The sequence below is a fragment of the Echinicola arenosa genome (assembly GCF_014841125.1).
GTDB classification, from domain to species: domain Bacteria; phylum Bacteroidota; class Bacteroidia; order Cytophagales; family Cyclobacteriaceae; genus Echinicola; species Echinicola arenosa.
The window spans coordinates 41,556-67,789 of sequence record NZ_JACYTQ010000006.1; the positions used below are offsets into that span (position 1 = coordinate 41,556).

Genomic DNA, 26,234 nt, shown 5'->3' on the forward strand with positions numbered 1-26,234 from the left:
TTTATTCGATTACTACTATTGCTTTTTTGATGGTTTTCTCAATTGCTTGGTCTCGGCTTTTAAACTTGATTATTACGGGATAGGTTCCTACAGGGACTTTTTTTCCGTTCACCAAGCCATCCCACTGACAGAAAGGCGAATTTTCTGGTACATTTTCTTCTATACAGTGATAAATGAGCTCTCCCCAGCGGTTGTAGATCAAGACACTGATTTCGTCTACAAAGTCATTGACATAGACAATGAAGTTTCGGCTTTCATCTCCAGGGATCAAAGCATTCGGGGTGGTGATGAGCAGAGCACAGTCCTGAATGACCTCAAAGTTGACGGCAAAAGTACAGCTTGCCTCATCTGTTACAAATAAGGTGTAGTTCCCTGGCAAAGTGGGGGTGAAGGTAGAATCTGTACTGACCATATCATCTTCCAGCCACCACTCATATTCAGACCAGTTGCCCAAAGAGTCCAAGGTCTCCGTCACGCCTTCAATGGCGCAAATGGTATAACTCGGTTGTAATAGGGGAGCCTCAGCGTTGGAACTCAAAACATCTATTCTGTCCGTGCCCACTGCACAAAGCTGGCCATAGGATTCGTTGATAAGCCTTACCCTATAAGTCCCTTCCTGGGTAACGGGAATGCTGGTCATGCCGTCAAATTCTGGAAGGCGTGAGCTGACGCCATCCTCATCGACCGTAAACCACGCTGTTTCAATATTTGAACTAGCAGGTGCTGTAAATACGGCCTGAATAGTTCCTGTTGGATTGTTGGAACAGATGCCGGCATCTAGGATCAGTTCCACTGGAACCCTGCTTGTAAATGGTTCTACAGTAAACTCAATTGGAGGTCTTGGACAGCCGGCGCCTACCTTGGGTTGGACATCTAAAGAGTAATCGCCAGGGTTGTTTGGAACAAAAGAAATACCCCTGCCAATGATTTCGCCTACTGTATTCCTCCAAAGGAAATTATAATCTTCTTCATTAAAGTTAGCCCCAAGCTCAGCCAAATACCGAACCCCGTTTTCGCAATCAAATATTGGGTCCGCCAATTCATATTCAACCTGATTGGTAAGGGTCAGGTTCATTTCCCGGGTTCGTGGGCATTCAACACCATTTGGGTCCTCGCCTACAATCGTATACACGCCTTCCTGATCCATGACATATAGATCATTAGGCTGTGGGGTAAGAATACTTCCATCGGGCCCAGTGATGGTATAATTGACCCCATTCGCTGGTTCAGGAGCAAAATAAAACACTTCACAGGCAATGGCATTACTCGGAACACTAAAGGACACCAAGCCTTGGTTTTCAATTATGTAATTTTGAGCATCAGGCACCGCACAGCCTGCGGGGTCAGAAACTTCCACTGCATAGGTTCCGTCCTCCAAAGAAACATTCACTTCACCATTGATAGTCCCAGTAAATTGCTCTCCATCGTCTTCTCTGGTAATGACATAGGACCCTGTGTTAGGAGTTCCCTGCAGAATGATACTGATGCTGCCATTATCCACTCCCGTTGGTCCACAAGATTCAGGGCTAACGCTAATGGTATAACTAAATCCTGCTGGAGGATTTTCATTGTCTATGCTTACGGTCTCTGTAAATGAGCAGCCTCCATTGACAGCAGTTATGGTGTAGATACCAGGCAAAAGGTCTGCTATTGGCCCAATGGTCTGTCCTTCGGTGACACCCAAGAAGACTTCGCCTGTTTCTACTACAGTTACGGTGTCTGCATCAGAAAGCATGGTGAACTCAAAGCTGCCGTCAGGAGTGGCGCAATCAGTTGCGGTGCTGATCACATTGGTGGTAAGTTCTGGCAATGGAGAAACCAGCAACTCTACTCTTTTTTCGACCACACAACCGGGCAATATAGGGTCATCTGCTCTGAAAATAATATCATATGTCCCAGGGCCAGGAAGTTCTTCTACATTGACTTCCCACTCATAACCTTCGCCCAAAATCGTTGGTGTATCATTACTGCCTTGTAACTGGTAGGACCATTCGCCACTCACAGGCGTATCAGGAGCAAAGGTAATATAGTTCTCTTCATAGCAGGATGATTCCGCATCCTGATTGACCTCAAAGTCAAATGCTGGACCAACAAATACTGAAGCGGTGGCAGGACAAGATTGGAAAGTGGAATCAGCACCTGCTGGAATCACATGATTAACCGTGACGGTATAAATACTTTCCTCTGTGACATCAATGGAATTGGAAGTACTGTCCCCTAAGATCTCGCCAGCAGAGTTTATCCATTCAAAATTATACAACCCCTCACTGGGGTCATACCCGTCAATGGCCGTTAATGTAACGGTGTTTCCGCTACAAAGCGTGATATCATCCTGTAGCGTGAGTTCAGGTGGAGCAACAATCTCAATTTCCATGCTGCCCCGGTAGTATTCTGGATTGCCGCATCTTTCCACATCCAAACTAACGGTGTATACACCCGCTGAGTCAAACGCATATTCCATTAGCTGGAAGTCGTCACCTTCACCTGCATAGGTAAATACTTCAAGTCCGTCACTATCAGTGATTACCCAATTGTAAAAATCAATATCTGGTTCTCCTGCTCCCTCAAACTCTGCTAGCGCCTCACCTTCGATCAAACAAAGCCTTTCTGGACCTGAAATTTCAGGGTCAGGTACATTGCTGCCGGAGTTTTGAACATAGGAAGGAAGGCCTAAATTATTTGTTCCGTTGGTGATGGGACCCTGTGGATTATAGGTGCTATTGTTGCAGTCAGCTCCGGGTTGGATTTGACCTACTTGTGGAGCACCTACAACTGAGACATAAATTTGTCCATCAGGGCCCATTTGTAAGGCTCCAAGTGTTCCTCCAGTACTTCCTGAGAGTACTGATCTGTTAGCTAGAATACATTGTTCGATTTCGTCTTGGGTACTGGCACTTTGGAAACAGTCAGGGCAGGTGCTGGTGCTGCCATCGTCTTCATCAATTTCAGTACCACTGATTGGGAATTCTTCAATGCCTTTTCCGTTTTTATAGGAAACAAAAACCTTGTTACTGTCACTGCCAAATTCAAGTCCATAGACTTCATCATCGCATCCTAAGTCTATAGTGGCGTATTCCCTGAGCTCACCAGTGCTTTCGTCAAAGTCAAAGACATCTACAACACTACATCCACTTTCATCAACAATGGTTACGGCAAGTTTTTCCCCGTCAGGACTGAATTTCATGGAACCTACCCCTGAGCTAAAGCCGTGGTCAGTTCCTACGGAGCTGTTGACAGATTGACCAACACCCTCAGAGGTGACCGGGTAAGCCCTAAAAGTGTTGTTGCCGAGTTCGTGGAACATGACCCAAGTGGTGTCTCCTGAGGCAATGGCAGCGGACTGTTCCGTGCCAGGGCTAAATAGGAAGTTATCACTGCTGACCACACTTCCCACTCCTTGCTGGTTTTCTCCTTTGATGTCCACCAAAGAGAATTTAACGGTATTGCTGCCTCCGCCAGAAGACTCTGTCGTAAAGAGATAGTATAGCGTTTGTTCCTGAGGTACTTTGACAGCAATGACACTTTGAGCGGATGAGTTATCTCCTCCAATGTCATCCCCATCTTGCATGACATTGCCATTCAAATCCCATACAGTTTGTCCATCAGTATAGAAAAGTACTTGGCCAGCCTGATCAGAAATAGTAGTGGTTCCGGCAGGAATGTCCCAAGTGAAACCAGGATCCTCAACAGGTCTTGGCAAAGGACCGTCGGGGTTATCTGGGTCAGGGTTAAAGTCCAGCCCGGCTCCATTCCCGAAGTACCATATGTTATTGGTTTGGTCATTGACTTTTTCATTGGCCACCGGATCCCACATTTTGATTGTGGTTTCTGCATAGACGTAGCAAGTTGAGCCAGGTTCACGGGCCAAAACCCAATAAGTGCCTGGCTCGCAGACTTCATTGGCCCCTTCAGGAATCCAGCCATCCTCTTTTTTATTGGACCAGAAATACTCATAGGTAGAGCCACTGCCGCCTCCCCCTTGCCCTCCTCCATTGCCTGGAATACCAATTCCACCGCCACCACCGCCAGAACCACCGCCTTGGCCTTCTTCACTGGATTGCACTTCCAGCATTTCATTGAGGTCCAGACATTGTAAACAAGTGGTGGTGTCAGAAGGTGTAAAGCTAGCCTGTAAATTGTTTTCAGTAAAAGTGATCGGGTAGGAAACTGTTTCGGTGCTTCCATCTGCCAAGGTCACAGTCAAGGTGACGGTAATGTTTTGTTCACCGGTGGCATCAGCAGGAATCAATAAATGTTCCTCTGTCAGGTCCATTTCAATTTCTTCACCATCTTCATCCACAGGGGGAGGACTAATCTCCCACTCATAGGACTCAATTGGGATATTTGGAGGAGTCAAAGTAGATGTCAACTGAAGAGGGTTGTTCATACATGGCATTGCTGGAGACCAAGTGAAATCCACATTGACATCTATATCTGAGTTGGGTGCAAATGAAGGAAAAATACCACCACAGAAATCTGTGCCATCAAAAGGGTCAGCGTCAACGATAACCTCGGTTATTTCTTCTTCGGCAGGGTTTTCTATGGTACCAACATAAAAGGCGTCGTTATTGGGCTCTTGATAGATATAGTATAATTGTCCGTCAGGTCCTATCTTGATATCATGAATTTGCTGGACAGGCTCCAGTGAACTTGGAGGGACAGGGAGTTGCTCTGCTGGTGCATTTAAGTCATTGATGGGAACCCTTTGTATATTGTCACCTTGAGAATAAATAATATAATTCCCGTCAGGGGAGACAGTGGCACCACCATGTGGATTGGAAACAGTTCCTGGAGATTCTGCAATAGGCTCCGGAGTAGTAAATGTTCCTGATGCCGTGTCAAAATTGGAAATATAAATAGCATCTTCGGGATTTTCAGGAATGAGTATCAAAGTGCCTGTGGCTTCATCGAAGATAATTCGCTCAGGGGTGATAGGAAGGCTTGTGTTGTCCGTTTCAATAAAATCACCCTCAATATCCGTGATTTCACGAGATACCAGCTGTCCATTTTCAAAACTGATCAGATAACTGGGGGAATCGGGCGTTTTGACTACTGCGATAGCACCTGAAGCTGTTCCAATGTTGTGATCAAGACTGGTTACCTCTCCAGCTGGTGGAGAGTTGGCAGGAGCGGCACCTTGGGCATTCATGTCCATGACAGCGTATTGCAATTGTCCACTGGGGCTGATGTAAAAGGTATAAAAAGTTTGTTCTCCCTCTGGGTCATAGTTAAGTGGAGAAATAGCCACCGTCTGAATGCCATCAAAATTCCCATTGATACCATTAGGGGCGCCTTGTATGGGTTCGTTGAGGTAATTATAAACCAGTTCTCCGTTGGTATAAAACAGTGGTTCTCCAGTAATAGGGTTGATAGCGATCGCATTATTGTTTTGGCCGACCACTACATTGCCGGGAAGGGTGTTTACATTGGGTGAGCCTCCTTTACCGAAAGAAATGTAGTTATTTTCGGTGCCAGGTCCACAGTAGCCAAAAATCCACTCGTTATTGTTATAGCCTTGGGCGTGAGTAATGTTGTAAATGGAAGGGCACAAAAATATCAGGAAAAAAATATAAATCAATCTGAAATTTATGTAAATAGGAGTCCTTTTCATAATTTACGGGCTGCAGTAAACACCTTTTCCTTAGGTTTCGTTTATATGCTTATATTACTCAAATAAACGAACAAATATTTGTTTAGGTCTTATATATATTTAGTTTTTTGCGCTTTAGCATTAACGTTCTCTACTGGCAATAGTTTTGGACAAGATCCTCAATATAGTCAGTACTATGCAGCGCCACTATATTTAAACCCGGCTTTTGCAGGTTCAGATTTACAAACACGTATTGGAGCTAATTATCGAAGCCAATGGCCTGGCTTGGATGCCCAGTTCAATACGTTTTCAGTGTACGCCGATACATTCCTTGAGCAATATAACAGTGGCTTTGGTCTTATGATTATGAACGATGTCGAGGGGGCTGCGGATTTAAGGTCTTTGACTATTTCCGGAATTTACTCTTATGAATTGAGGATTGGCGAGTCAGTTTACTTCCGCCCTGGTTTTCAGGCCAGTTATATTCGTCGGGATATTGGTTATTATGAAAACCTGGTGTTCGCGAATCAAATCAATCCTGAAGATCCTTTTGGGCCTACTTTGCCAGGAAATACAGACTTGTCCGGTTTGGGAGAACCTGTGAATATGCTCTCATTATCATTTGGTGGTTTGCTATTTACAGAAAACCTTTGGTTTGGTGCATCAGTCCATCATATCAATCAACCTAATCAATCATTTTTGGAGGATGAAAGTTTACTGCCTAGAAAATATTCCGCACATGCCGGTTACCGGATTTCACTGGGACATGGAGCCATGAAAAGGGATTTTACCCATACCTATAGACAAAGGTATTTTGTGCCTACCCTAAACTACAAAAGACAAGGGCCATTTGAGCAATTGGATATGGGGGCTTACTTGTATGCGGAGCCACTGATTGTCGGATTGTGGTATCGAGGACTCCCTTATAAGCCCCTAAATAGTGAAAGTAATCGGGATGCTTTGGTTATGCTACTAGGCGTCAGCCTTCCAACTGGACTTGATATTGGCTATAGTTTTGATTATACGGTGTCTCAGTTAGGAATACAGTCCGGTGGAGCGCATGAAATCAGTATTTCCTATCGATTTCCAGATCGTAACCCTGGAGCACCACGATTAAGAGAGACCTTGTTGCCTTGTCCCAAATTTTAGTAGATTTGCGGCATGAGCGCAGAAGGATTGAAATACCTGATGATCGGCTTGATTATGGCCGGTTTCTTTTTTGATAAATGGATAAGTTGGTTGAATGTAAACCAAAAGGTACCCGTTGTTCCAAGAACACTTATCAGCCATCTGGACCAAGAGAAATTAAAAGAATCAAAAGCTTACCAAAAGACAAATTATCGTTTCAGTTTACTTACAGGCTTACTTTCATTTGTGGTGACCTTGGGCTTGATTTTTTGGGGAACTTTTGGCGCTATGGATACTTGGGTAAGTGGATGGGTGGAAAACCCCGTTTGGCAATCTTTGATTTTCTTTGGATTGCTTTTTATTGCATCAGACCTTTTGTCACTGCCTTTTGACTACTATCATACATTTAAGATTGAAGAGGATTTTGGTTTTAACAAAACTACCCATAAGACTTTTGTGCTGGACAAGTTGAAGGGCTATGTGCTTGGTATTGTTCTTGGTGGAGGGTTGTTGGCCTTGTTGCTTTGGTTGATCGATCAGTTGGGGGCTTCATTTTGGCTCTATTTCTGGGCCGTGGCTGCCTTTTTTATGGTGCTGCTGAATATGTTTTATACTTCATGGATTTTACCTCTTTTCAATAAGTTGACACCTTTGGTAGAAGGTGAGCTAAAAGAAAGTATCATGGCTTATGCCAATTCGGTAGGCTTTTCTTTGGAGAATGTTTTTGTCATTGACGGTAGCACCCGGTCAACGAAAGCCAATGCTTTTTTCTCTGGAATTGGGAAACAGAAGAAAGTTGTGCTGTATGACACTTTGATCAATCAAAATACGACAGAAGAATTGGTAGCAGTATTGGCACATGAAATTGGCCACTACAAGAAAAAGCACATCCTTCAAAGCATGGTGCTGAGCGTGCTTCAAGTAGGTGTGATGTTGTTTATTTTATCATTGTTTGTGAACAGTGAAGCAATTAGTCAAGCACTTGGCGGTGAAAGGGTAGCAGTGCATCTCAACCTTATAGGTTTTGTATTGCTTTTTTCTCCCATATCAACTCTTTTGGGAATTGGGATGAATATATTGAGTAGAAAGAATGAGTTTGAAGCAGACCGCTATGCCAAAGAGACTTACGCGGGAGAACCGTTGGCCAGTGCGCTCAAAACCCTTTCCGTCAAAACCTTGACACAGATCAACCCACACCCATTGCATGTATTTGTTAACTATTCCCATCCCCCGCTCTTGGCCAGGTTGGAGAAGCTTGAATTACCCTGATAGGTCTCTATGATTTTTCTTTTTAATATTAAATTGATGGAATAGTCACAAATGCAGTTGAGAACTTGATGAATGGTTAAACATTGATGAAATTTTTATTTAAATTAGTTGAATTACGTAAAAACTTCATTTATGCAAAAAACACTCACCCTCACCAAATTCTTTGTTTTGTTGTTTGCTGTAGTTGGGTTGATTTCCTGTAACCCTTCCGCAGAGCAAGAAGAATCTTCTTCCTTGCCTCGCATAGCCATTGCAGGATTGGCAATAGAATCCAGTACTTTTTCTCCTGCTGTTACAGAGGAAGCTGCATTTCATGCCAAGACCGGAGACGATATATTTTCTTATTATCCCTTTATGGCACCCGATTCGACCAATAGAAAAAGAGCAGAATGGATTCCCACGGTAAAAGGCCATGCTATTCCAGGTGGAATTGTCAGTAAGGAGGCTTATGAGTCTTTAATGGGAAAGACCCTCACTATGTTGAAAGAAAATGGTCCTTATGATGGTTTATTCTTTGATATTCATGGTGCCATGAGTGTCCAGGGGCTGGACGATCCTGAAGGAGATATGATTGAGAGAATTCGTGAAGTAATCGGTGACGAGCCAATTATTTCTACTTCTATGGATTTGCACGGCAATGTTTCTCATAAGCTGGCAAAGCATTCTGATATCATCACTTGCTATCGCTTAGCACCTCATGAGGATGCTATGGAATCCAAAAAAAGAGCCATGGGCAACCTTTTGGAAAGACTGGAAAGTGGTGAGGGTAAGCCAGCCTATAAAGCCTATATTCCAGTGCCGATCTTATTGCCTGGAGAAAAAACCAGTACAAGAATTGAGCCTGGGAAAAGTTTATATGCCAAGGTAGCTCCTGCTGCCGATCAAGAAGGAGTAGTAGATGCTGCCATCTGGATTGGTTATGCTTGGGCTGATGAACCTCGCAATCATGGAGTGGTGATGGTCACCGGAGATGATAAAGAAAAGGTGGGTCAGACAGCTGAAGATTTGGCTAAAAGTTTTTGGGCGGTTAGAGATGAGTTTGATTTTGTAGCACCAACTGCTACGCTTGAAGAGGCTTTGGATGCTGCATTGAAGAGTGATAAAGTACCATTTATGATCAGTGATTCAGGTGACAATCCCACTGCTGGTGGAGCGGGAGATGTGACCTGGACTTTGAGGGAAATTTTGGCTAGACCAGAATTTAAATCAGCAGATGGCCCCAGCTTGATCTATGCGTCCATCCCAGGGCCTGAATTGATAAAGGCTGCTGTTGAAGCAGGTGTAGGCGGAGAGGTCGATGCACCTGTGGGAGCAGCTGTTGATAATAGATATGCTGGGCCGATTAATTTGAAAGGAACCGTGGAAGCCATCGAACATGGTGACAGGGACGCAGAAACAGAAGTTGTGGTCAAAGTAGGAAGTGTACATGTAATAGTGACTAATAAGCGCAAGCCTTATCATCATGAAAGTGACTTTACCAATTTAGGATTGAACCCAAAAGAGACAGATATAGTGGTCGTAAAGATAGGATACCTTGTACCTGAACTCTACAACATGAGGGCTGACTGGCTGCTTGCTTTGACCCCAGGCGGAGTGGATCAGGACTTGATGCGCCTGGAATATAACCGTATCAAAAGGCCAATGTTCCCGTTTGATGCAGGTATGGAAGATCCTGATTTATCAGTCCAGTGGATTCCTTTATCCCATGAATAAGCTTCCAAATTACTTATTAAAACTTTTCAAGGCCTCTTATATCATTAGTAAGAGGCTTTTTTAGGTCATTGGCATTTGATTGAAAAGGAAAGGATGGTAAATTAATTGGAGGTATTTAATTTATTCCATATGAGAAATGACCCAGTATATATCATCATTGTCGTCTTGTGCTTGTCCTTTCATTCTTGTTCTCGAAGTAAGGATATGCCATTTATTCAGACCGTTAATGGCACAAATGAGATAGATACCTCTAAAGTATGGTTGACGCATGAGCATTTATTAGTGGACTTTATTGGTGCCGATAGTATTTCTCAAGAGGATTGGGTCGATGAAAAGGTGTTAAAGGTAATGCTTCCTTATTTAAGTGATCTACATACCTATGGTGTACATTATTTTGTTGATCCTACTCCAAATTTTTTAGGACGGGACGTTGGTTTGCTCCAACAGTTTTCAGAGAAGTCTGGTATTGCCATTATTACTAATACAGGTTTGTATGGTGCGGTCAACAACAAACATATACCTGAATATGCCTACCAATGGACTGATGACCAATTGGCTGAAAGTTGGATAAGTGAATTTGAAAATGGAATAGAAGATACAGGAATCAAGCCTGGGTTTATAAAGATAAGCGTAGATAATTTGGCCCCACTTGAGGTCATGGATGCCAAACTGGTGAAAGCAGCAGCTAAAACACACCTTAAGACTGGGCTGACCATTGCCTCTCACACTGGAGCGGCTAAGGGTTTGTGGCCACAATTAGACATTTTAAAGGGTCTCAATGTTTCTCCAAGCGCGTTTATTTGGGTGCACGCCCAAGCAGAGGAGGATATGACTCAATACTTAAAAGCAGCCGATTCAGGGTGTTGGATTAGTTTTGATGGCTTAGGTTGGGAGATGAAGAAGCATTTGGAGAAGTTGGTCTTTGCCAAGGAAAATGGGATTTTGGACCAGGTATTGATTTCACATGATGCGGGATGGTATGATCCTCAAAAGACAGATCAAAATATTGTTGGCTACACCCGGATTTTTAAGGAGCTCCTCCCAGCTTTAGAAGAGCAGGGCTTTACCCAACATGATATTAACACGCTCTTGAAAGTCAACCCTGCCAAAGCTTTTGGAATTTCAGTTAAAAGCTTAGGGCGCCCTTCAAATGAAGATTAATTTGAATACTCTTATTTAGCTCCTTTAATATTCATGTCTACTGTATAAACAGCTGTACTGGCAGTGATAAAAAGGGTTTTTCTGTCCTTTCCTCCAAAAGTAACATTAGCTGTCCATTTTTGAGGGACGGGGATATGGCCAATTTGCTGCCCTTGAGGATTAAAGACAGTGACACCATTGCTAGTAAGGTAAACATTCCCCTTCTCATCGATGGTCATGCCATCAGATCCCAGTGCGGTAAAAAGTTGAGGCTCACCAAGGCTTCCATCCTTGTGAACGGTGTATTTGTAGGTTTTCTTGTCTCCAATATCAGCGATATAAAGTGTTTTACCATCTTTTGTGCCGATAATACCATTTGGTCTCACAAAATGGTCTGCCACTACTTTCACTTCTTTGTTTTCAGGATTTCTATAGTAAACCCGCTGGCTTTCCATCTCCATTTTTTGCCTTTCCCAATATTCACGCTGGTAATAAGGGTCGGTAAAGTAAATTCCTCCTTTTTGATCTACCCAAAGGTCATTGGGGCCGTTAAAATCCTTTTCCTCAAAGCCATCCACCAATATCTTTACATTTTTGTTTTTGTCAATTTGCCATAATTGGAATTTTTCATCGGCACAGGCCAATAAATTGCCCTCTTGATCAAAGAATAAACCATTGGCTCTTCCAGCATTTTCCATATAGACAGTTACTTTTCCTGTTTCAGCAGACCAAAGATGAATGCGGTTATTAGGCTGGTCAGTAAAATAGATATCCCCATTGGGAGCTACCGCGGGGCCTTCCGTAAATGCAAAGCCATCAGCCACTAAGGCAGGGGTGGGGCCATCTGTGTAAAGTAGCTCTTGACTACTTTTGCAGGAGAAAAGTAAGCTGAAAGCGATCAGAAAATAAAAGATAGAAAGGTTTTTCATAAAGCTTAAATGGTCATTTGAGTTTCCAAATTTCTTCCTACAGAAAATCAATATCCACATTGAATGGATATTTCATCAAGTAGTATAAGGCATCTTCCACCTTAAAACCTTCAAAAAGGACTTTGTAGAGATTTTCAGTGATTGGGGCGCGCATGCCTGTTCCCTCTAGGAAAGTTTTCATGAGTTTAACCGTATTGATGCCTTCAGCGACTTCTTCCATACTGTCATTGATTTGCTCTAAGGTTTCACCTTGGGCCAGACGGTAGCCAACAGTATAGTTTCTGGAAAGCGTAGAGCTGCAAGTGGCCACTAGGTCTCCAATGCCTGCTAAGCCGATAAAGGATTGAGTTTGTCCACCAAGTGCATTTCCTAAGTGAATCAGTTCAACCATGCCTCGAGAAATAAGGAGTCCGCGTGCATTTTCTCCCAAACCTAATCCGGCCAATGCACCTGAAGCTATGGCAATGGTGTTTTTGAGTACGCCACTAAGTTCTACGCCTATGATATCTTGGTTTCCATATACTTGGAATTTGTCAGATCGCAGAAGCCTTTGACCTTCCACAATAACCTCATTGAATCTACTAGCGACTACGGTAGCGGCTGGTTGTCCTTTTGAAAGTTCCTTGGCAAGATTTGGACCAGCCAAACAGCCAACCCTAACCACTACTGTTTCATTGAGGATTACCTCACTCATGGTGCATATATTCTCCCTTTTGATCTTGCTGACATCTTCTAGGCTTTTGTCACCGGGGAGATTGAGGGCAAGGCCTTTGGTGCCGTGGATCAGAATATGGTAAGGGTGGAGAAAAGGAGCGAATTTTTGCATGACCTCCCTAAAACCTGATGAAGAAATCACTGGGAACATGACTTCACAGGAGTCGCAAATTATTTCAGGATCAGTTGTAGCCGATATATTGTGGTGGAGGCTCCTTCCTTCCGCACTATGTTGAAAGTTGATTTCGTCAACGATTTCCTGCTTTCGGGCATAAACGATTACTTTACTTTTTTCGGCAAGAATATTGGCGATGGCTGTACCAAAACTGCCAATTCCAATCACCCCGACAGGTTTGTCAAAATTATTTGAAGAGCTTTTCAAGGTCATATCCGTCAAGTCTGTTGTGGTAAAAATACAGGAGGCTCATGTCCTGCGTGGTGATTTTATTGTCAGAGTTTTTGATAAGTGGTCTTTTGGCATGGTACATCCCCACATTGGCCAAGCCATGAGAAATGATTTCGTCTAGGCCTTGCTTTAAATGGGGAGCCACATGAACTAGTCCTTCACTACGGATTTCCATGATTCGGTTCAGTACCCTTTGGCATTCTGACCTGAAATCATTGTATTCCAAGATCAGTTCGTCATCTGGTAGTCTTAGCAGGTTGAAAAGGTCCATTTTACTGTTTTTCTTTTTGATCATCTGAAAAGCAGTAAAGGCAACAAGGTGACTGCTGAAAATCCTGTTGATTTTATGAAATTCCTCAACTATCCGTTCTCCTAGTTTGTGAGTATACACTTCTTCCCGCTGAGGATCTACCGTCACTTTTCCATCGGAAAGGAAATAGTCACGGCAATCAATGACGCGGTTGTTTCTATCTAGGCTGTTTCCATCTTTGTCCACATAGTTCCCGAGGATATCCATGGCTTGTCCAATGGATACGGAAATATCAGATCCTTTGGTGAAAAACTTTACCAGGAACTTTGAGATTTTATAAGAAGTGGAAAATTCATCTGTTTCCTTATAGTACCTTTCTTGACCGGTTAAGCTCAAGTGTTCTTTGATCAAACTGGGAGCTTCCAATACGAAGTGATAGTTGATCGTGACAGGAACAATGAATACTTTTCCACTGATATCGTTCAGCCCTTGCTCATAGTTGGCTCTTTGCGCTTCTATTGCGGTGCTGAGCAATCCTAGTTTTAGTTTGGATTCAATTTTGCCACTTCTAGATCGAGTTCCTCCTGGAAAGAAAAGGCTGTGACATCCAAACTGGATAGCCTCACTGGAATAGGTTTTCAAGGTTTCCCTATACAGTAAATTCTTTTTTCTTCTGTCGACTTTATAAGCACCAAGGGCATTCATAAAGTAGGCAAAAATCTGGATGTTAAATAAGTTGAGTCCGGCACCATAAATAAATGGTGGCATGCCCAAAGTGCTGATGGTCCAACCAATCAAAATACTGTCCAGGTTGCTGAAATGGGTAGGGACCATGACTATCGTTCCTTTGGAAGCAAGATCCCTGATTTGATCCGTCTCACCAATGATCTGGATTTTGTCCTGAAGGGTGTATTGCTTACTGAAGATCGACCCGAAACCCTTTACTCTCCCAGCATTGAGCAGTCGGGAAAAGCCAAAAGTTACAATTTTTCTAGTGGCCTTGTAATGACTGTGTTTGAAATTACTGGCGATTTCTTCAGCATAACGCGTGGTGATGCTGTCAAGGATTTTATGGTACCCCGCTTTTCTGTCTTCTTCTGTGCTATGGGTTTCTGAGGAGAGTTGCACCAAGGTAGATTTAACACCAGACCAAAAATCCTCTTCATCATCTGGATCTACCAACCAAGGGTTTTGCTTTACTCTCATTCTTTCCCGGTAAAGGGTGGTCTCGAGTTCTTCCTTGAGAAGATCTAAATTGTTTCCCGTGATGTTGATGATCCTATCGCTGCTATGGGAAGCTATGGTTTGGACAAATTCTTTTCTGTTTTTGGAAAGCTTCACCACCGGCCACTCATCTTTCCGGGGAAGAATGGGGTCGTATTTATGTTTGATATAATCGTCAGTCAAGGGGATTAGATTTGATGATTTGTCAAAGATAATGAAAAAATGAAGCTTTGATAACAAGCAGAAATAATATGCTCATTAAAACAAAACACTAAGAAATGCCCTCAAAAACTATATGAATAAAGATTTTTTGATAATTTACTTCATCTTTTCGACTTAGAAGCATTAAAATTGAGTAAGCCCAATAAAATCTTATTTTCCTTATGTTTTTTGATGTTTGGAGTCATTTGTTGTCAGGCTCAAAGCGATGACGAGGCATTAAGAAAACATGAAATATTTTTGCAAGTGGATAATGATGCGTTGGCATTTACCCATTTTGATCGGTATTATACCCATGGCGTTTTTCTAGGGTATGTTCGGTATTTGACCCCCCGCAGCAGAATGAAATTTGATTTATCTCAGCAGATTTATACCCCACAGAGATATACCCAGAAAGATGTAAGAAAATATGACCGGCCTTATGCAGGAATACTCTTTTTGAATTCTTCATATCAGTACTTGATTAAAAGAGGTTGGTTAAAAGGCAATCTCCTTCTTGGAAAGGTTGGTCCTGGCTCAAAAGCTGAGGATGTACAGGTTTGGTACCATCGTCTTTTTGGTTTCCCACAGCCTCAGGGATGGCGATATCAGATTGGAAGCGGTGCTTTGGTAAATGTTAGGACAGATGCTGCATATCAAGTGATTGATGCTGGGCATTTTGATTTTTGGCTTTCTTCTAAGTTTGCTTTAGGGACTTTTGATCGAAGTATACGTTTATCTCCTTCTTTTAGACTGGGGAAGTTTAATCATTCAGGCCAAAGTTATATCACTGGCTCACGAGTGGGACAAAGTGGGGGAACGGAAATCTATTTTCATGGAGGAATGGAATTTAAACGGGTCTTTTGGAATGCAACCATCCAAGGCGTTGGTGAAAGGGCTGACTGGGGCGTTATTAGGATGGTGCCAGAAAAGATGGTCAATGAATATTTTGGCGAATTGGTACTGGCTTATCCTAAGTTTGGCTTTTCGTACAGGTTTTTTTACCGAAGTAAGGAGACTGAGGCTGCAAAGGGGCAGCTTTTGGGTAGCTTGAATTTCTCTTACCTTTTTTAATCAATGGGCTAAAAGGCCTTGAATGATGACATTGCTTTGGAATAATCATCCCCTCTATTTTGTCAATGGTTTATTAGATTGTATTATTGCATCACCAAAAAAGCGATGAAGCCAGACCTCAAACAAATACAAGCCCCTATTGCTGTCGAGATGACCGACTTCGAAAAGAAGTTTCGATCTTTTATGAAAAGCAAGGTCAAGCTCCTGGACCACATTACCAGTTATATCGTAAAAAGAAAAGGAAAGCAGATGCGTCCTATGTTTGTTTTCTTAACAGCTGGTGTGACAGGCGGCATCACTGAGTCCACTTACAGGGGAGCTGCTTTAATTGAGTTATTACATACAGCGACCTTGGTACATGATGATGTGGTGGATGATGCCAATTACCGTCGAGGTTTCTTTTCTGTTAATGCCCTTTGGAAAAATAAGATTGCAGTTTTGGTGGGCGATTACCTGCTTTCAAGAGGGTTGCTATTAAGTGTGGATAATGGAGATTTCGACTTATTGAAAATCGTTTCCAATGCGGTTCGGGAAATGAGTGAGGGAGAATTGCTCCAAATTGCCAAAGCCCGTAATCTGGATATTACTGAGGATATATATTATACCATCATTCGTCAGAAGACGGCCAGTTTAATTGCTTCTTGCTGTGCTGTTGGAGCCCTTACCGCTGGAGGGGATGAGTTGGTAGTAGAGAAAATGCGTGATTTTGGAGAGAAGGTAGGGATGGCATTTCAGATTAAGGATGACCTTTTTGACTATGGAGAGGATGAAGTAGGCAAGCCTGTAGGAATAGATATCAAAGAGAAAAAGATGACCTTGCCGCTCATTTATGCTTTGAATCATGCCAGTTGGACTGAGAAAAAGAAAATCATTTATCTCATCCGAAATAAAAACGAAAATAAAAAGGCTGTCAATCAAGTTATCGAATTTGTGAAGGCTTCTGGTGGCTTGGATTACGCCGAAGAAATTATGAATAAATTCTTTCAGGAAGCGCTTGATATACTGTCTGGTTTACCAGATTCAGAGTACAAAACATCTTTGGAAAATTTGGTGAAATATACAATTCTGAGGAAAAAGTAGGTAGTTTATTTGTGTAGTATCAGCTAATTTTTGTGTATAAAACAAAATAGTTTTTTGGATTTTTTATCAAAAATTACATCTTTTCGCAATCCAGTTGCGAATTTTTTTTCAAGAAAATCATAAAAAAATCAAATCTTGGGAATGCATGGGAATTTCCCCCACTGGGAAGTTTTAACAGGGCTGTTTTACTTTAAAAATAGCCTTTTTTAGCTGAAAATTGGCTTTATTTGTCCTCTAAAGCTTTTTTAGTGCTTTATCTGAAATGAACTTTTTGGCCCGTAAGTAAGTGGGAACCAGTGTGTAGCTAGGATATTTTTTATTAAAATATTGGGAAAAATCAAAGTTTTGGATACTTTTATAAAGTAGTGGGAAAAAGTGGGGAAAGGTGGTGGATTGTGTGGATGCTTTTATTACTTTTGTATTTGAACGGGACTCGTTAAGAAAAACATGGGCAATTTCTCTAGTGAATATTACTGCAAGCTTGACGCCAAAGGACGTCTGGTTTTGCCTGCCAAGCTAAAGGCGGCATTACCGGAAACCTATGGGAATGAGTTGGTAATGCGGAGAGGTTTTGATCCCTGCTTGGTGCTTTATCCCATGAGCGAGTATCGGAAATTGGACGCGAAAGTATCGGCATTGGATGATTTTGATCCAAAACAGCGGAATTTTAAAAGAAGCTTTTATCGTGGAAATACTGAAGTGGAGTTGGATACTACTGGGAGGTTCTCGATTCCAAAGCCGTTATTGCATTTTGCTGAGATTACCAAGGAAGTAGTGGTAGTGGGTATGGGTAAGACCATCGAGATTTGGAATCCTCAGAAGTATGATGACTTCTTGATTGGGGATTCTGAAGTTTTTGCTGAACAGGCCAGAGAATATTTATCTGATTCCAAGAAATGAGTGCTGCTGAATACCATATCCCCGTAATGCTGTCCCAATGCATTGACGGGCTGGCTATACGTCCAGATGGCGTATATGTGGATTTAACGTTTGGGGGAGGTGGTCACTCCAAGGAAATTCTGAAGCATTTGGGGCCGGAAGGTCACTTATATGGATTTGATCAGGATGAGGATGCTGCGGCCAATGCGCTGGAACATCCAAATTTCACCTTTGTTCAAGCTAACTTCAGGGATCTTAAAAGGTACCTTAGGCTGTATGGGGTCAATAAAGTACATGGGATATTAGCAGATCTAGGAATTTCTTCCCATCAGATAGATGAGCCTACAAGAGGTTTTTCTACCCGTTTTGATGGTGATTTGGATATGCGGATGAATCAGTTGGCTGGCCTGTCTGCCAAGAAAGTTCTCAATACTTATGAGGAAAGTGCGCTGCATAAAATTTTTGGCATCTATGGAGAGGTCAAAAATGCCAAAACCTTAGCGCAGGCGGTGGTCTCTGATCGGGCCGTTAGAGAGTTTGAAACAATAGAGCAGTTTAAGCAACTGCTTCAAAAGATGGCTCCCCGAGGAAGGGAGTTTAAATATTTTGCTCAGGTTTTTCAGGCCCTAAGGATCGAAGTGAATGATGAAATGGGGGCCTTGGAAGAAATGTTGCACCAAACTGTAGAGGTTTTGAAACCTGGTGGCAGGTTGGTGGTAATGAGTTACCATTCCCTTGAAGACAGGATGGTGAAAAACTTTATCAATAAAGGCAAGCTTCAGGGAGAAGTTGAAAAGGATTTCTATGGTAACCTAATACGTCCTTTGGAGCCAGTCAGTCGTAAGGCTATCCAGGCAAACCCAGAAGAAGTTGCTTTAAATAATAGGGCCAGAAGTGCCAAGTTAAGAATCGCTAAAAAAGTATAATCATGGAAGGAAATACTTTTAAGAAAAAAATAAAAAGAGGAAGCAATGAAAGCCGGAATTCAGGTAATGCTGGCAATGGAAAAAATCTCTTTTCGTTTATCGACCAAAAACTGAAAATTAGTGATTGGTTGGGAGAGGGAATCCCTGTTAGATTGGTGCCTCCATTCTTTTATGCTGCTTTTTTGGCCTTGGTGTATATCTGGAGCAATCACAAAGCTGAGAGTACTATTAGGGAAATAGAGAAGCTTCAGCAGGAGGTGGAAGATCTCAGGGCTGATGTCACTACTCTGGAAGCTGAATATATGTTCAGCAGCAAACAATCCGAAGTGGCAAAGAAAATAAAGGTGTTAAACATTTACGAAATAGAAGAACCTCCGATAAAGATTATTAGAGATAAATGAACATTAAGAAATCCATATTACTGAGGGTAAGGCTGGCCTTTTTGGTCATGGTGATTTTTGCGGGGGCTATCTTGTACAGGATAGCCCATGTTCAGTTTGTGGATGGGGATAAATGGAGGCAGAAAGCGCAGGATATTAACCTCCAATACAGGAAAGTCAGTGCTACCCGGGGTAACATTTACAGCAGCGACGGAAGCTTATTGGCTACGAGTCTGCCCTTTTACAGGGTGGTTCTTGATCCAGGTATAGCGGATGAAGAATTGTACCGGTCTGGTATTGACTCGTTGGCCAGGAATCTTTCTGCTTTTTACAAAGACAAGTCTGCGGCTTCCTACAAAAGAATTATTAATGATGCCCGGATAGATGGCAGAAGGTATTTGGTGCTTAATAGAAAACAAATTGGCTATCAAGAAAAACAAATGATGTCATCCTGGCCCATTTTCCGTAATGGTAGAATGGGTGGTGGAGTCATTTTCGAAAAGGTAGAAAAAAGATATAGGCCTTTTAAAAATCTAGCAGGAAGGACCGTTGGGTTTTTGAATGAAGACAGGTATGGGGCTGGAATTGAGTACAGTTTCAATGGTTATCTGGAAGGAAAGAACGGAGAGGCATTGTTCCAGAAAATTGCAGGAGGAACGTGGAAGCCTGTTCATGATGCAGAGGATATCCGACCTGAGGATGGGTATGATATTGTGACCACTATTGATATCAATATTCAGGATGTGGCGGAGTCAGCACTTTTGAGACAATTAATGAACAAGGATGCTGAGTATGGTTGTGTGGTGGTGATGGAAGTAGAGACTGGGCATATCAAGGCAATAGCCAATTTGGAGAAAAAGGACAATGGTTCAGGATATGGTGAGTATTATAACTATGCGGTAGGTGAACAAGGGTTGACAGAACCAGGGTCAACTTTTAAGTTGCTTTCCATGCTGGCCTTGTTGGAAGAAGGAAAAGTGAACCTGAAAGATACTGTGGATACGGGTGATGGTGTATACAAATTCTATAACCAGACCATGAGGGATGCCAAATATGGTGGCTATGGAAAATTGACCATTCGACAGGCTTTTGAAAAATCTTCCAATGTGGCTATTTCACGATTGGTAGACGAGCATTTTGGGGTCGATCCAGCGAAGTACCTGAGCTATGTGGAAGAAGTGGGGTTGGATAAGCCTCTAGGCTTTCAGATCAAAGGGGAAGGAATTCCCTATTTCAAGGATCCCAAAGACAAGAAAAATTGGTATGGAACCACTTTGCCTTGGATGTCTATCGGCTATGAGTTAAAGGTGGCCCCTATCCAAACTTTGACTTTATATAATGCTGTAGCCAATGGTGGTAAGGTGGTAAAGCCAATGATCGTGCAGCGCATACAGAAAGGTAATCATGTGGAAGAAGAATATGATACTGAAATATTGAGAAGGAGTATTGCGTCAGAATCAACGATCAAACAGCTACAATCTTTACTGGAGGGTGTAGTGGAAAACGGAACGGCAAAAAATATAAGTAATAGCGAATACAAAATCGCGGGAAAAACTGGCACGGCTCAAAAGTTGGTGAATGGCAGGTATACCAAGAAGTATTATACGTCCTTTGCGGGATATTTTCCTGCTGATGAACCCAAGTATAGTATGATTATCGTGATCGATAGTCCCAAAGGGTTCAATGCATATGGAGGTGATGTGTCAGCGCCGGTTTTCAAAGAAATAGCGGATAAGATATATGCTCAGGATTTGAAACTGAATAGAGATGAAGCCAAGCCAGTACCTCCTGCTCCGCAGTTGTCACAAGTCGTGTTTCCTTACATTCAGGCCGGTATGGCAGACGAACTTCAAATGATCTGTAACAAGTTCGGCATATCGAATCACTATGATGGAGCAGAACGTTGGGTAAAGTCCGCGGTGGTAAACAGGTCCATTAATTGGAGACCAAACAAAGTAGATTCTCCTTTGGTGCCAGATGTGTCTGGAATGACTTTAAGGGATGCGCTATATGTCTTGGAAAATAAAGGGTTACGAGTGAGTTATTCCGGTGAAGGAAGGGTGAAAAGACAGTCCATCCAGGCCGGATCAAATGTGCCAAAAGGAGGTACCATAAGAATTGAATTAAGTTGATGAAGACATTAAAGGACATATTGTACAAAGTCTCTTTGACATCTACTACCGGTGATATGGAAGTGGAGGTGAAAGATATTGTCTTCGACAGCCGAAAAGTCGGTGAAGGGTCGGTGTTTGTGGCGGTGGCTGGCACTCAGGTGGATGGACATGAGTTTATTGCTCAGGCCATCCAAAAAGGAGCTAAGAGTATAGTTTGTGAAGCCCTTCCAGGGGAGCTGAACAAGGAAATCACCTTTGTACAAGTGGTTGACTCAGCGAAGGCTTTGGGGGTAATGGCTTCTAATTACTATGGTAATCCTTCTAGCAAATTGAAGGTTGTGGCAGTTACAGGAACCAATGGAAAAACTACTTGTGTGACCTTATTGCATAAGCTTTTCATGGAGTTGGGATATGTCACGGGTATGTTGAGTACAGTAGAGAATAAGATTAATGATGCAATTATTCCTTCTACTCATACCACACCTGACAGTGTCGCTATCAACCAGCTTATGGCGGGGATGGTAGAAAAAGGCTGTACCCATTGCTTTATGGAAGCCAGTTCGCATGCGATCGTTCAGGAGAGAATGGCCGGATTGACTTTGGCAGGGGCTGTATTTACCAATATTTCCCATGACCATTTGGATTATCATGGGACTTTTGATGATTACATTAAGGCCAAGAAAAAACTCTTTGATGAGTTACCTAAGGATGCCTTTGCTTTGGTTAATGCTGATGATAAGCGCGGGATGGTGATGATGCAAAACACCAAAGCCAATAAGCATACTTATGGATTGAAATATCCTACCGACTTTAAAGCCAAGGTGATCAGCAATACTCTTCAAGGGTTGGAGTTGGATATCAATGGCAAGCAGGCTTGGTTTCGATTGATAGGAGAATTCAATGCTTATAATATTACCAGTGTTTTAGGTTCAGCCGTACTACTGGGAGAAGAAGAAGATGAAGTATTGATGCAGCTCTCCAAAATCAAAGGGGCAAATGGAAGGTTTGACCAGTTAGTAGTGGAGGGAATCACAGCTATTGTAGATTATGCGCACACTCCTGATGCTTTGGAAAACGTACTTAAAACGATTCAAGGAGTAAGGACTGGTGGTGAAAAAGTCATTACCGTAGTGGGTTGTGGAGGAAATAGGGATAAGGCCAAGCGTCCTGTCATGGCGAAGATCGCTACAGAGATGAGCGAAAAGGTGGTTTTGACTTCTGACAATCCTAGGGATGAAGAGCCAATGGATATCCTGAAGGACATGGAGGCAGGGGTAAATCCGGTGGCTTTCAAAAAGACCCTCGTTATTGCTGACCGAAGGGAGGCGATCAAAACGGCATGTGTCATGGCCGAGAAAGGGGATATTATCCTTATTGCAGGTAAGGGACATGAAACTTACCAGGAGATCAAGGGAGTGAAACACCCTTTTGATGATTTCCAAACAGTAAAAGAATTAATGCAACTGATACATACAAACAAATAAATGCTTTACCATCTTTTTGACTATATCGACAGCGCGTTTGATTTCCCTGGGGCAGGTGTCTTCAGGTACATTTCCTTCCGAGCGGGTATGGCTGCTATGCTGTCATTGATCATTGCCATCACTTTTGGCAAAAGTATGATCAATTGGATCAGAAAAATGCAGATTGGAGAGACAGTAAGAGACCTAGGCTTGGAAGGCCAATCAGAAAAAAAAGGAACGCCAACCATGGGCGGGTTGATGATGATTGCGGCCATTATCATTCCCACTTTGTTGTTTGCAGATGTTTATAATGTCTATATCATTTTATTGTTGGTGACTGTAGTATGGTTGGGAGGAATTGGCTTTCTGGATGATTTCATTAAGGTTTTCAGGAAGAACAAAGAAGGCCTTGCAGGGAAGTTCAAAATAATTGGACAAGTGGGAATTGGAATTATCGTTGGAGCTACCCTTTATTTCCATGAAGATGTGGTGGTGAGAGAATTTCAAAACCCGGTATCCATAGAGGAAGGAGTTGTAGAGACCCCAGCTTTCAAAGATGTAAAGGTCATGAAGACCACCATTCCTTTTACCAAGAAGAATGAACTTAATTATGAGAATTTCCTTGGTTTCCTTGGAGAGGATTTTACCCCTTACTTATATATTTTGTTGGTGATTTTTATCATCACTGCGGTATCAAACGGGGCCAATATAACCGATGGAATTGATGGCTTGGCAGCAGGGACTTCCGCTATTATAGGTTTGGCAATAGCCATTTTTGCCTATATCAGTGGTAATGCCATTTTCTCGCAGTATCTCAATGTCATGTTTATTCCCAATTCTGGTGAGCTGGTGATTTTCTGTGCTGCCTTTTTGGGAGCTTGCGTTGGCTTTTTATGGTACAACTCATACCCAGCGCAGGTTTTCATGGGAGATACCGGAAGCTTGATGTTGGGAGGTGTAATAGCTGTGCTGTGTCTGACTTTGCGCAAGGAGCTTTTGATCCCGGTGCTTTGTGGGATTTTTGTGATAGAAAACCTGTCTGTCATCATGCAGGTGAGCTATTTCAAGTATACCAAAAAGAAATACGGAGAGGGCAGAAGAATCTTTAGGATGTCCCCTCTGCATCACCACTATCAAAAGGGTGGAATTCCCGAATCAAAGATCGTGACACGTTTTTGGATTGTAGGAATCTTGTTAGCAATCATCACATTGGCCACGTTAAAATTGCGATAAGGTATGAAGGGAATAGCCATATTGGGAGCAGGAGAGAGTGGTGTAGGCGCAGCATTGTTGGCCAAGAAAAACGGCTATGATGTTTTTGTCTCAGACGGAGGCAAAATCAGTGAAAATAGGAAGAATACGCTTGACGAAGCTGGTATTTCTTATGAAGAAGGCCAGCATACTCAGGAACGAATTTTAGGTCAAGGCGAGATCATCAAAAGTCCAGGGATTCCTTTTACCAATGTGATAGTTTCAGCAGCCATCGAGCAAGGAATTCCGGTGATAGATGAACTGGAATTTGCCTATGGGTTCACCAAAGGAAAGGTGATTGCCATTACTGGAACGAATGGTAAGACCACTACTACGCTACTGACCTATCATTTGATGAAGAAGAGTGGTTTGGATGTAGGTATGGGAGGAAATGTAGGGAAGAGCTGGGCTAGCCAACTGGTAGGTGAGGATCATGACTGGTGGGTGCTGGAAGTAAGCAGTTTTCAGATCGATGGGTTCAAGACCCTGAAGCCAAAGATTGCTGTGCTAACGAACATTACACCAGATCATTTGGATCGGTATGAGTACAAGTTGGAAAACTACATCCACTCGAAACTGAACTTGCTGAAACAAATGGATGGAGATGATGACTTTATCTACTTTCGTGAAGATCAAAATATCTGGAAAGGATTAAATGAGTTGGTGATTCAGCCTAAAGTTCATGAAGTGTCTTTGGAAAAGATTGTAAAAGATGGCAGCTTTTTCAATGGGAGTGAGGTGAAGGTCAACTTTAATGATCATATGTTGGCCATTCCTGAAAGTGAGATGGCTTTGAAAGGAGATCATAATATGCTCAATGTCATGTGTGCTGTCAATGCAGCCCTATTGGCTGGAGCTAATGAGGAGGCGGTCAAGACAGGCCTGGCAGACTTTAAGAACGCTCCGCATAGGATGGAGAAAGTGGGAGAAATAAACGGGGTAGTTTTTGTAAATGACAGCAAAGGAACCAATGTAGATGCCACAATTTATGCATTGTCAGCTTACAAGGAGCCTTTGATCTGGATAGCAGGTGGAGTGGATAAAGGAAATGACTATGAAGTCACAATCCCAAAAGTGAGAGGGCATGTTAAAACCTTGATCTGTTTGGGAAAGAATAATGAAAAGCTGAAAGCAGCTTTTGAAGGTGTGATTCCAGAGATCTTGGAAACACAGAAGGTCACAGAAGCTGTAAAATGGGGACTTGAAAAAGGAGAGATGGGTGATGTGGTTTTATTGTCACCGGCCTGTGCGAGTTTTGATTTATTCAAAAACTATGAAGACAGGGGAGATCAATTTAGAGAAGCAGTAATAAAAATGAAGTCATAAAAGTATGGTTAAGGTCAAAGCTTGGATCGATAAAAACTTGAAGGGTGATCCCATGATTTGGGGAATCGTGATGGTGCTTTCCATCATTAGTATTCTTGTGGTGTATTCTGCCACAGGTACTTTGGCCTACCGTAGAATGGGAGGAAATACCGAGGCTTACTTGATTAAGCATTCCATGTTGGTGCTTTTGAGTTTGGTCGTGATGTGGGGAGCACACAGATTGCCTTATAAGTATTATTCTAAGATCAGTTTGATGGCTCTTTGGGTCTCAGTGCCTTTATTGGCCATTACCTATTTGTTTGGTTCCAATGTCAACGATGCCAATAGATGGCTGACCATTCCGATCATCAATCAGGCTTTTCAACCATCAGATCTGGCCAAGTTGGCTTTGATAGCAGCAGTGGCAGGGATGTTGGCTAAGCGGCAGAAAAACATTCAGGACTTCAAGAGAACATTTATTCCAGTGATGATCTGGATTGGGATGATCTGTATGCTGATTGGTTTGGCCAATATGTCCACAGCTGTAATGTTGTTGAGCACTTGTTTATTGCTGATGTTTATCGGTAGGGTGCCAGTGAAGTTCTTGATTGCCGTTTGTTTAATAGGTTTTTTGGCGCTGACCTCAGCGATTTTCTTAGGTCAAAGAGGAGGAACCTTCTTTTCAAGGATAGAAAACTTTATGTCTGATGAGGATATTCCTTATCAGGCACAACAGTCATATATGGCAATTGCCACTGGAGGGATTGCGGGTAAGGGACCTGGAAACAGTGAACAAAGAAATTCACTTCCCCATCCGTATTCTGATTTCATCTATGCCATTATCATTGAGGAATATGGTATGATTGGAGGAGGCGTAGTATTGTTTCTCTATCTCGCGCTATTGTATCGTGGGATGAGGATTGTAGCCATTTCAAATCGACCCTTTGGAGGCTTACTGTCCGCTGGTTTGAGCTTTGCACTGGTGATTCAAGCCTTGGTAAATATGGCCGTTGCGGTGGGTTTAGGTCCAATTACTGGTCAGCCATTGCCTCTGCTGAGTATGGGAGGCACTTCCTTGTTGTTTACCGGGATTTCCTTAGGAATTATCCTTAGTGTAAGCCGCGGAGACCATGAAGATGGTTTTGCAGGTGATACCAATGCTATTAGAAAAAATACCATGCAAATGGCTCAATAGTATAAG

18 protein-coding genes are annotated in these 26,234 nt (G+C 42.5%); 14 read left to right on the forward strand and 4 right to left on the reverse strand.

The genetic code is table 11. From position 1 onward, the window contains the following. Position 1: 1 nt before the first annotated feature. Positions 2–5,611 (reverse strand): T9SS type B sorting domain-containing protein, encoded by a 5,610-nt coding sequence (locus IFO69_RS15665; RefSeq protein ID WP_192011079.1) that lies wholly within the window; start codon positions 5,609–5,611, stop codon positions 2–4. Positions 5,612–5,689: 78 nt separating this feature from the next. Between IFO69_RS15665 and IFO69_RS15670 the strand changes: the two genes are divergently transcribed. From IFO69_RS15670 to IFO69_RS15685, 4 genes are all read left to right on the forward strand, one after another. Beyond that, positions 5,690–6,739, forward strand: a complete 1,050-nt coding sequence (locus IFO69_RS15670) for a PorP/SprF family type IX secretion system membrane protein (protein WP_192011080.1) — start codon at positions 5,690–5,692, stop codon at positions 6,737–6,739. Between the two features lie 12 nt (positions 6,740–6,751). Continuing rightward, complete coding sequence (locus IFO69_RS15675) at positions 6,752–7,987, forward strand: M48 family metallopeptidase (RefSeq protein WP_192011081.1); 1,236 nt, start codon at positions 6,752–6,754, stop codon at positions 7,985–7,987. A 132-nt stretch (positions 7,988–8,119) separates the two neighbouring features. Next, positions 8,120–9,700, forward strand: coding sequence for a M81 family metallopeptidase (locus tag IFO69_RS15680; protein ID WP_192011082.1), 1,581 nt, complete (start codon positions 8,120–8,122; stop codon positions 9,698–9,700). A 129-nt stretch (positions 9,701–9,829) separates the two neighbouring features. Then, entirely contained in the window at positions 9,830–10,861 is a 1,032-nt protein-coding gene (locus IFO69_RS15685; RefSeq protein WP_225444171.1) for a phosphotriesterase family protein, read from the forward strand. A gap of 11 nt (positions 10,862–10,872) precedes the next feature. On the opposite strand, the gene IFO69_RS15690 is transcribed toward IFO69_RS15685, so the two are convergent. Genes IFO69_RS15690 through IFO69_RS15700 form a run of 3 tightly spaced genes read right to left on the reverse strand, consistent with a single transcriptional unit; the run spans position 10,873 to position 14,546 of the window. Then, positions 10,873–11,769 carry an SMP-30/gluconolactonase/LRE family protein gene (locus IFO69_RS15690; protein ID WP_192011083.1) on the reverse strand — a complete coding sequence of 299 codons (897 nt, stop codon included), beginning with the start codon at positions 11,767–11,769 and terminating at the stop codon, positions 10,873–10,875. A 37-nt stretch (positions 11,770–11,806) separates the two neighbouring features. Continuing rightward, on the reverse strand, positions 11,807–12,871 hold the full coding sequence (locus IFO69_RS15695; protein WP_192011084.1) for an NAD(P)H-dependent glycerol-3-phosphate dehydrogenase: 1,065 nt from the start codon (positions 12,869–12,871) through the stop codon (positions 11,807–11,809). Beyond that, positions 12,846–14,546, reverse strand: coding sequence for a 1-acyl-sn-glycerol-3-phosphate acyltransferase (locus tag IFO69_RS15700; RefSeq protein ID WP_192011085.1), 1,701 nt, complete (start codon positions 14,544–14,546; stop codon positions 12,846–12,848). The genes IFO69_RS15695 and IFO69_RS15700 overlap by 26 nt, the downstream gene beginning before the upstream one ends. A gap of 168 nt (positions 14,547–14,714) precedes the next feature. Between IFO69_RS15700 and IFO69_RS15705 the strand changes: the two genes are divergently transcribed. The 10 genes from IFO69_RS15705 to IFO69_RS15750 all read left to right on the forward strand — a co-directional run bounded on the left by IFO69_RS15705 (position 14,715) and on the right by IFO69_RS15750 (position 26,228). Then, positions 14,715–15,635, forward strand: coding sequence for a lipid A deacylase LpxR family protein (locus IFO69_RS15705; RefSeq protein WP_394354474.1), 921 nt, complete (start codon positions 14,715–14,717; stop codon positions 15,633–15,635). A 105-nt stretch (positions 15,636–15,740) separates the two neighbouring features. Beyond that, entirely contained in the window at positions 15,741–16,715 is a 975-nt protein-coding gene (locus tag IFO69_RS15710; RefSeq protein WP_192011087.1) for a polyprenyl synthetase family protein, read from the forward strand. A gap of 447 nt (positions 16,716–17,162) precedes the next feature. After that, complete coding sequence (gene mraZ, locus IFO69_RS15715) at positions 17,163–17,615, forward strand: division/cell wall cluster transcriptional repressor MraZ (RefSeq protein WP_192011088.1); 453 nt, start codon at positions 17,163–17,165, stop codon at positions 17,613–17,615. Continuing rightward, positions 17,612–18,520 (forward strand): 16S rRNA (cytosine(1402)-N(4))-methyltransferase RsmH, encoded by a 909-nt coding sequence (rsmH, locus tag IFO69_RS15720; RefSeq protein WP_192011089.1) that lies wholly within the window; start codon positions 17,612–17,614, stop codon positions 18,518–18,520. Before mraZ ends, rsmH begins: the two co-directional genes overlap by 4 nt. Before the next feature lie 2 nt (positions 18,521–18,522). Then, positions 18,523–18,921 carry an FtsL-like putative cell division protein gene (locus IFO69_RS15725; protein ID WP_192011090.1) on the forward strand — a complete coding sequence of 133 codons (399 nt, stop codon included), beginning with the start codon at positions 18,523–18,525 and terminating at the stop codon, positions 18,919–18,921. Further along, complete coding sequence (locus IFO69_RS15730) at positions 18,918–21,032, forward strand: penicillin-binding protein (protein WP_192011091.1); 2,115 nt, start codon at positions 18,918–18,920, stop codon at positions 21,030–21,032. The genes IFO69_RS15725 and IFO69_RS15730 overlap by 4 nt, the downstream gene beginning before the upstream one ends. Then, a complete protein-coding gene (locus IFO69_RS15735; RefSeq protein WP_192011092.1) occupies positions 21,032–22,498 on the forward strand; it encodes a UDP-N-acetylmuramoyl-L-alanyl-D-glutamate--2,6-diaminopimelate ligase in 1,467 nt (488 codons plus the stop codon). Before IFO69_RS15730 ends, IFO69_RS15735 begins: the two co-directional genes overlap by 1 nt. Then, positions 22,499–23,710, forward strand: a complete 1,212-nt coding sequence (gene mraY, locus IFO69_RS15740) for a phospho-N-acetylmuramoyl-pentapeptide-transferase (protein WP_192011093.1) — start codon at positions 22,499–22,501, stop codon at positions 23,708–23,710. It begins immediately after the preceding gene. A gap of 3 nt (positions 23,711–23,713) precedes the next feature. Then, positions 23,714–25,054 carry a UDP-N-acetylmuramoyl-L-alanine--D-glutamate ligase gene (murD, locus tag IFO69_RS15745; protein ID WP_192011094.1) on the forward strand — a complete coding sequence of 447 codons (1,341 nt, stop codon included), beginning with the start codon at positions 23,714–23,716 and terminating at the stop codon, positions 25,052–25,054. Between the two features lie 4 nt (positions 25,055–25,058). Continuing rightward, on the forward strand, positions 25,059–26,228 hold the full coding sequence (locus IFO69_RS15750; RefSeq protein WP_192011095.1) for an FtsW/RodA/SpoVE family cell cycle protein: 1,170 nt from the start codon (positions 25,059–25,061) through the stop codon (positions 26,226–26,228). The last annotated feature ends 6 nt before the right edge of the window (positions 26,229–26,234 follow it).

Bases quoted from the DNA above. Each gene is read 5' to 3' on its own strand.
- IFO69_RS15695 (WP_192011084.1), bottom strand. From the start codon at position 12,871: ATGACCTTGAAAAGCTCTTCAAATAATTTTGACAAACCTGTCGGGGTG.
- IFO69_RS15735 (WP_192011092.1), top strand. From the start codon at position 21,032: ATGAAGACATTAAAGGACATATTGTACAAAGTCTCTTTGACATCTACT.
- murD (WP_192011094.1), top strand. From the start codon at position 23,714: ATGAAGGGAATAGCCATATTGGGAGCAGGAGAGAGTGGTGTAGGCGCA.
- rsmH (WP_192011089.1), top strand. From the start codon at position 17,612: ATGAGTGCTGCTGAATACCATATCCCCGTAATGCTGTCCCAATGCATT.
- IFO69_RS15730 (WP_192011091.1), top strand. From the start codon at position 18,918: ATGAACATTAAGAAATCCATATTACTGAGGGTAAGGCTGGCCTTTTTG.
- IFO69_RS15685 (WP_225444171.1), top strand. From the start codon at position 9,830: ATGAGAAATGACCCAGTATATATCATCATTGTCGTCTTGTGCTTGTCC.
- IFO69_RS15710 (WP_192011087.1), top strand. From the start codon at position 15,741: ATGAAGCCAGACCTCAAACAAATACAAGCCCCTATTGCTGTCGAGATG.
- IFO69_RS15750 (WP_192011095.1), top strand. From the start codon at position 25,059: ATGGTTAAGGTCAAAGCTTGGATCGATAAAAACTTGAAGGGTGATCCC.
- IFO69_RS15690 (WP_192011083.1), bottom strand. From the start codon at position 11,769: ATGAAAAACCTTTCTATCTTTTATTTTCTGATCGCTTTCAGCTTACTT.
- mraZ (WP_192011088.1), top strand. From the start codon at position 17,163: ATGGGCAATTTCTCTAGTGAATATTACTGCAAGCTTGACGCCAAAGGA.
- IFO69_RS15665 (WP_192011079.1), bottom strand. From the start codon at position 5,611: ATGAAAAGGACTCCTATTTACATAAATTTCAGATTGATTTATATTTTT.
- IFO69_RS15725 (WP_192011090.1), top strand. From the start codon at position 18,523: ATGGAAGGAAATACTTTTAAGAAAAAAATAAAAAGAGGAAGCAATGAA.
- mraY (WP_192011093.1), top strand. From the start codon at position 22,499: ATGCTTTACCATCTTTTTGACTATATCGACAGCGCGTTTGATTTCCCT.
- IFO69_RS15680 (WP_192011082.1), top strand. From the start codon at position 8,120: ATGCAAAAAACACTCACCCTCACCAAATTCTTTGTTTTGTTGTTTGCT.
- IFO69_RS15675 (WP_192011081.1), top strand. From the start codon at position 6,752: ATGAGCGCAGAAGGATTGAAATACCTGATGATCGGCTTGATTATGGCC.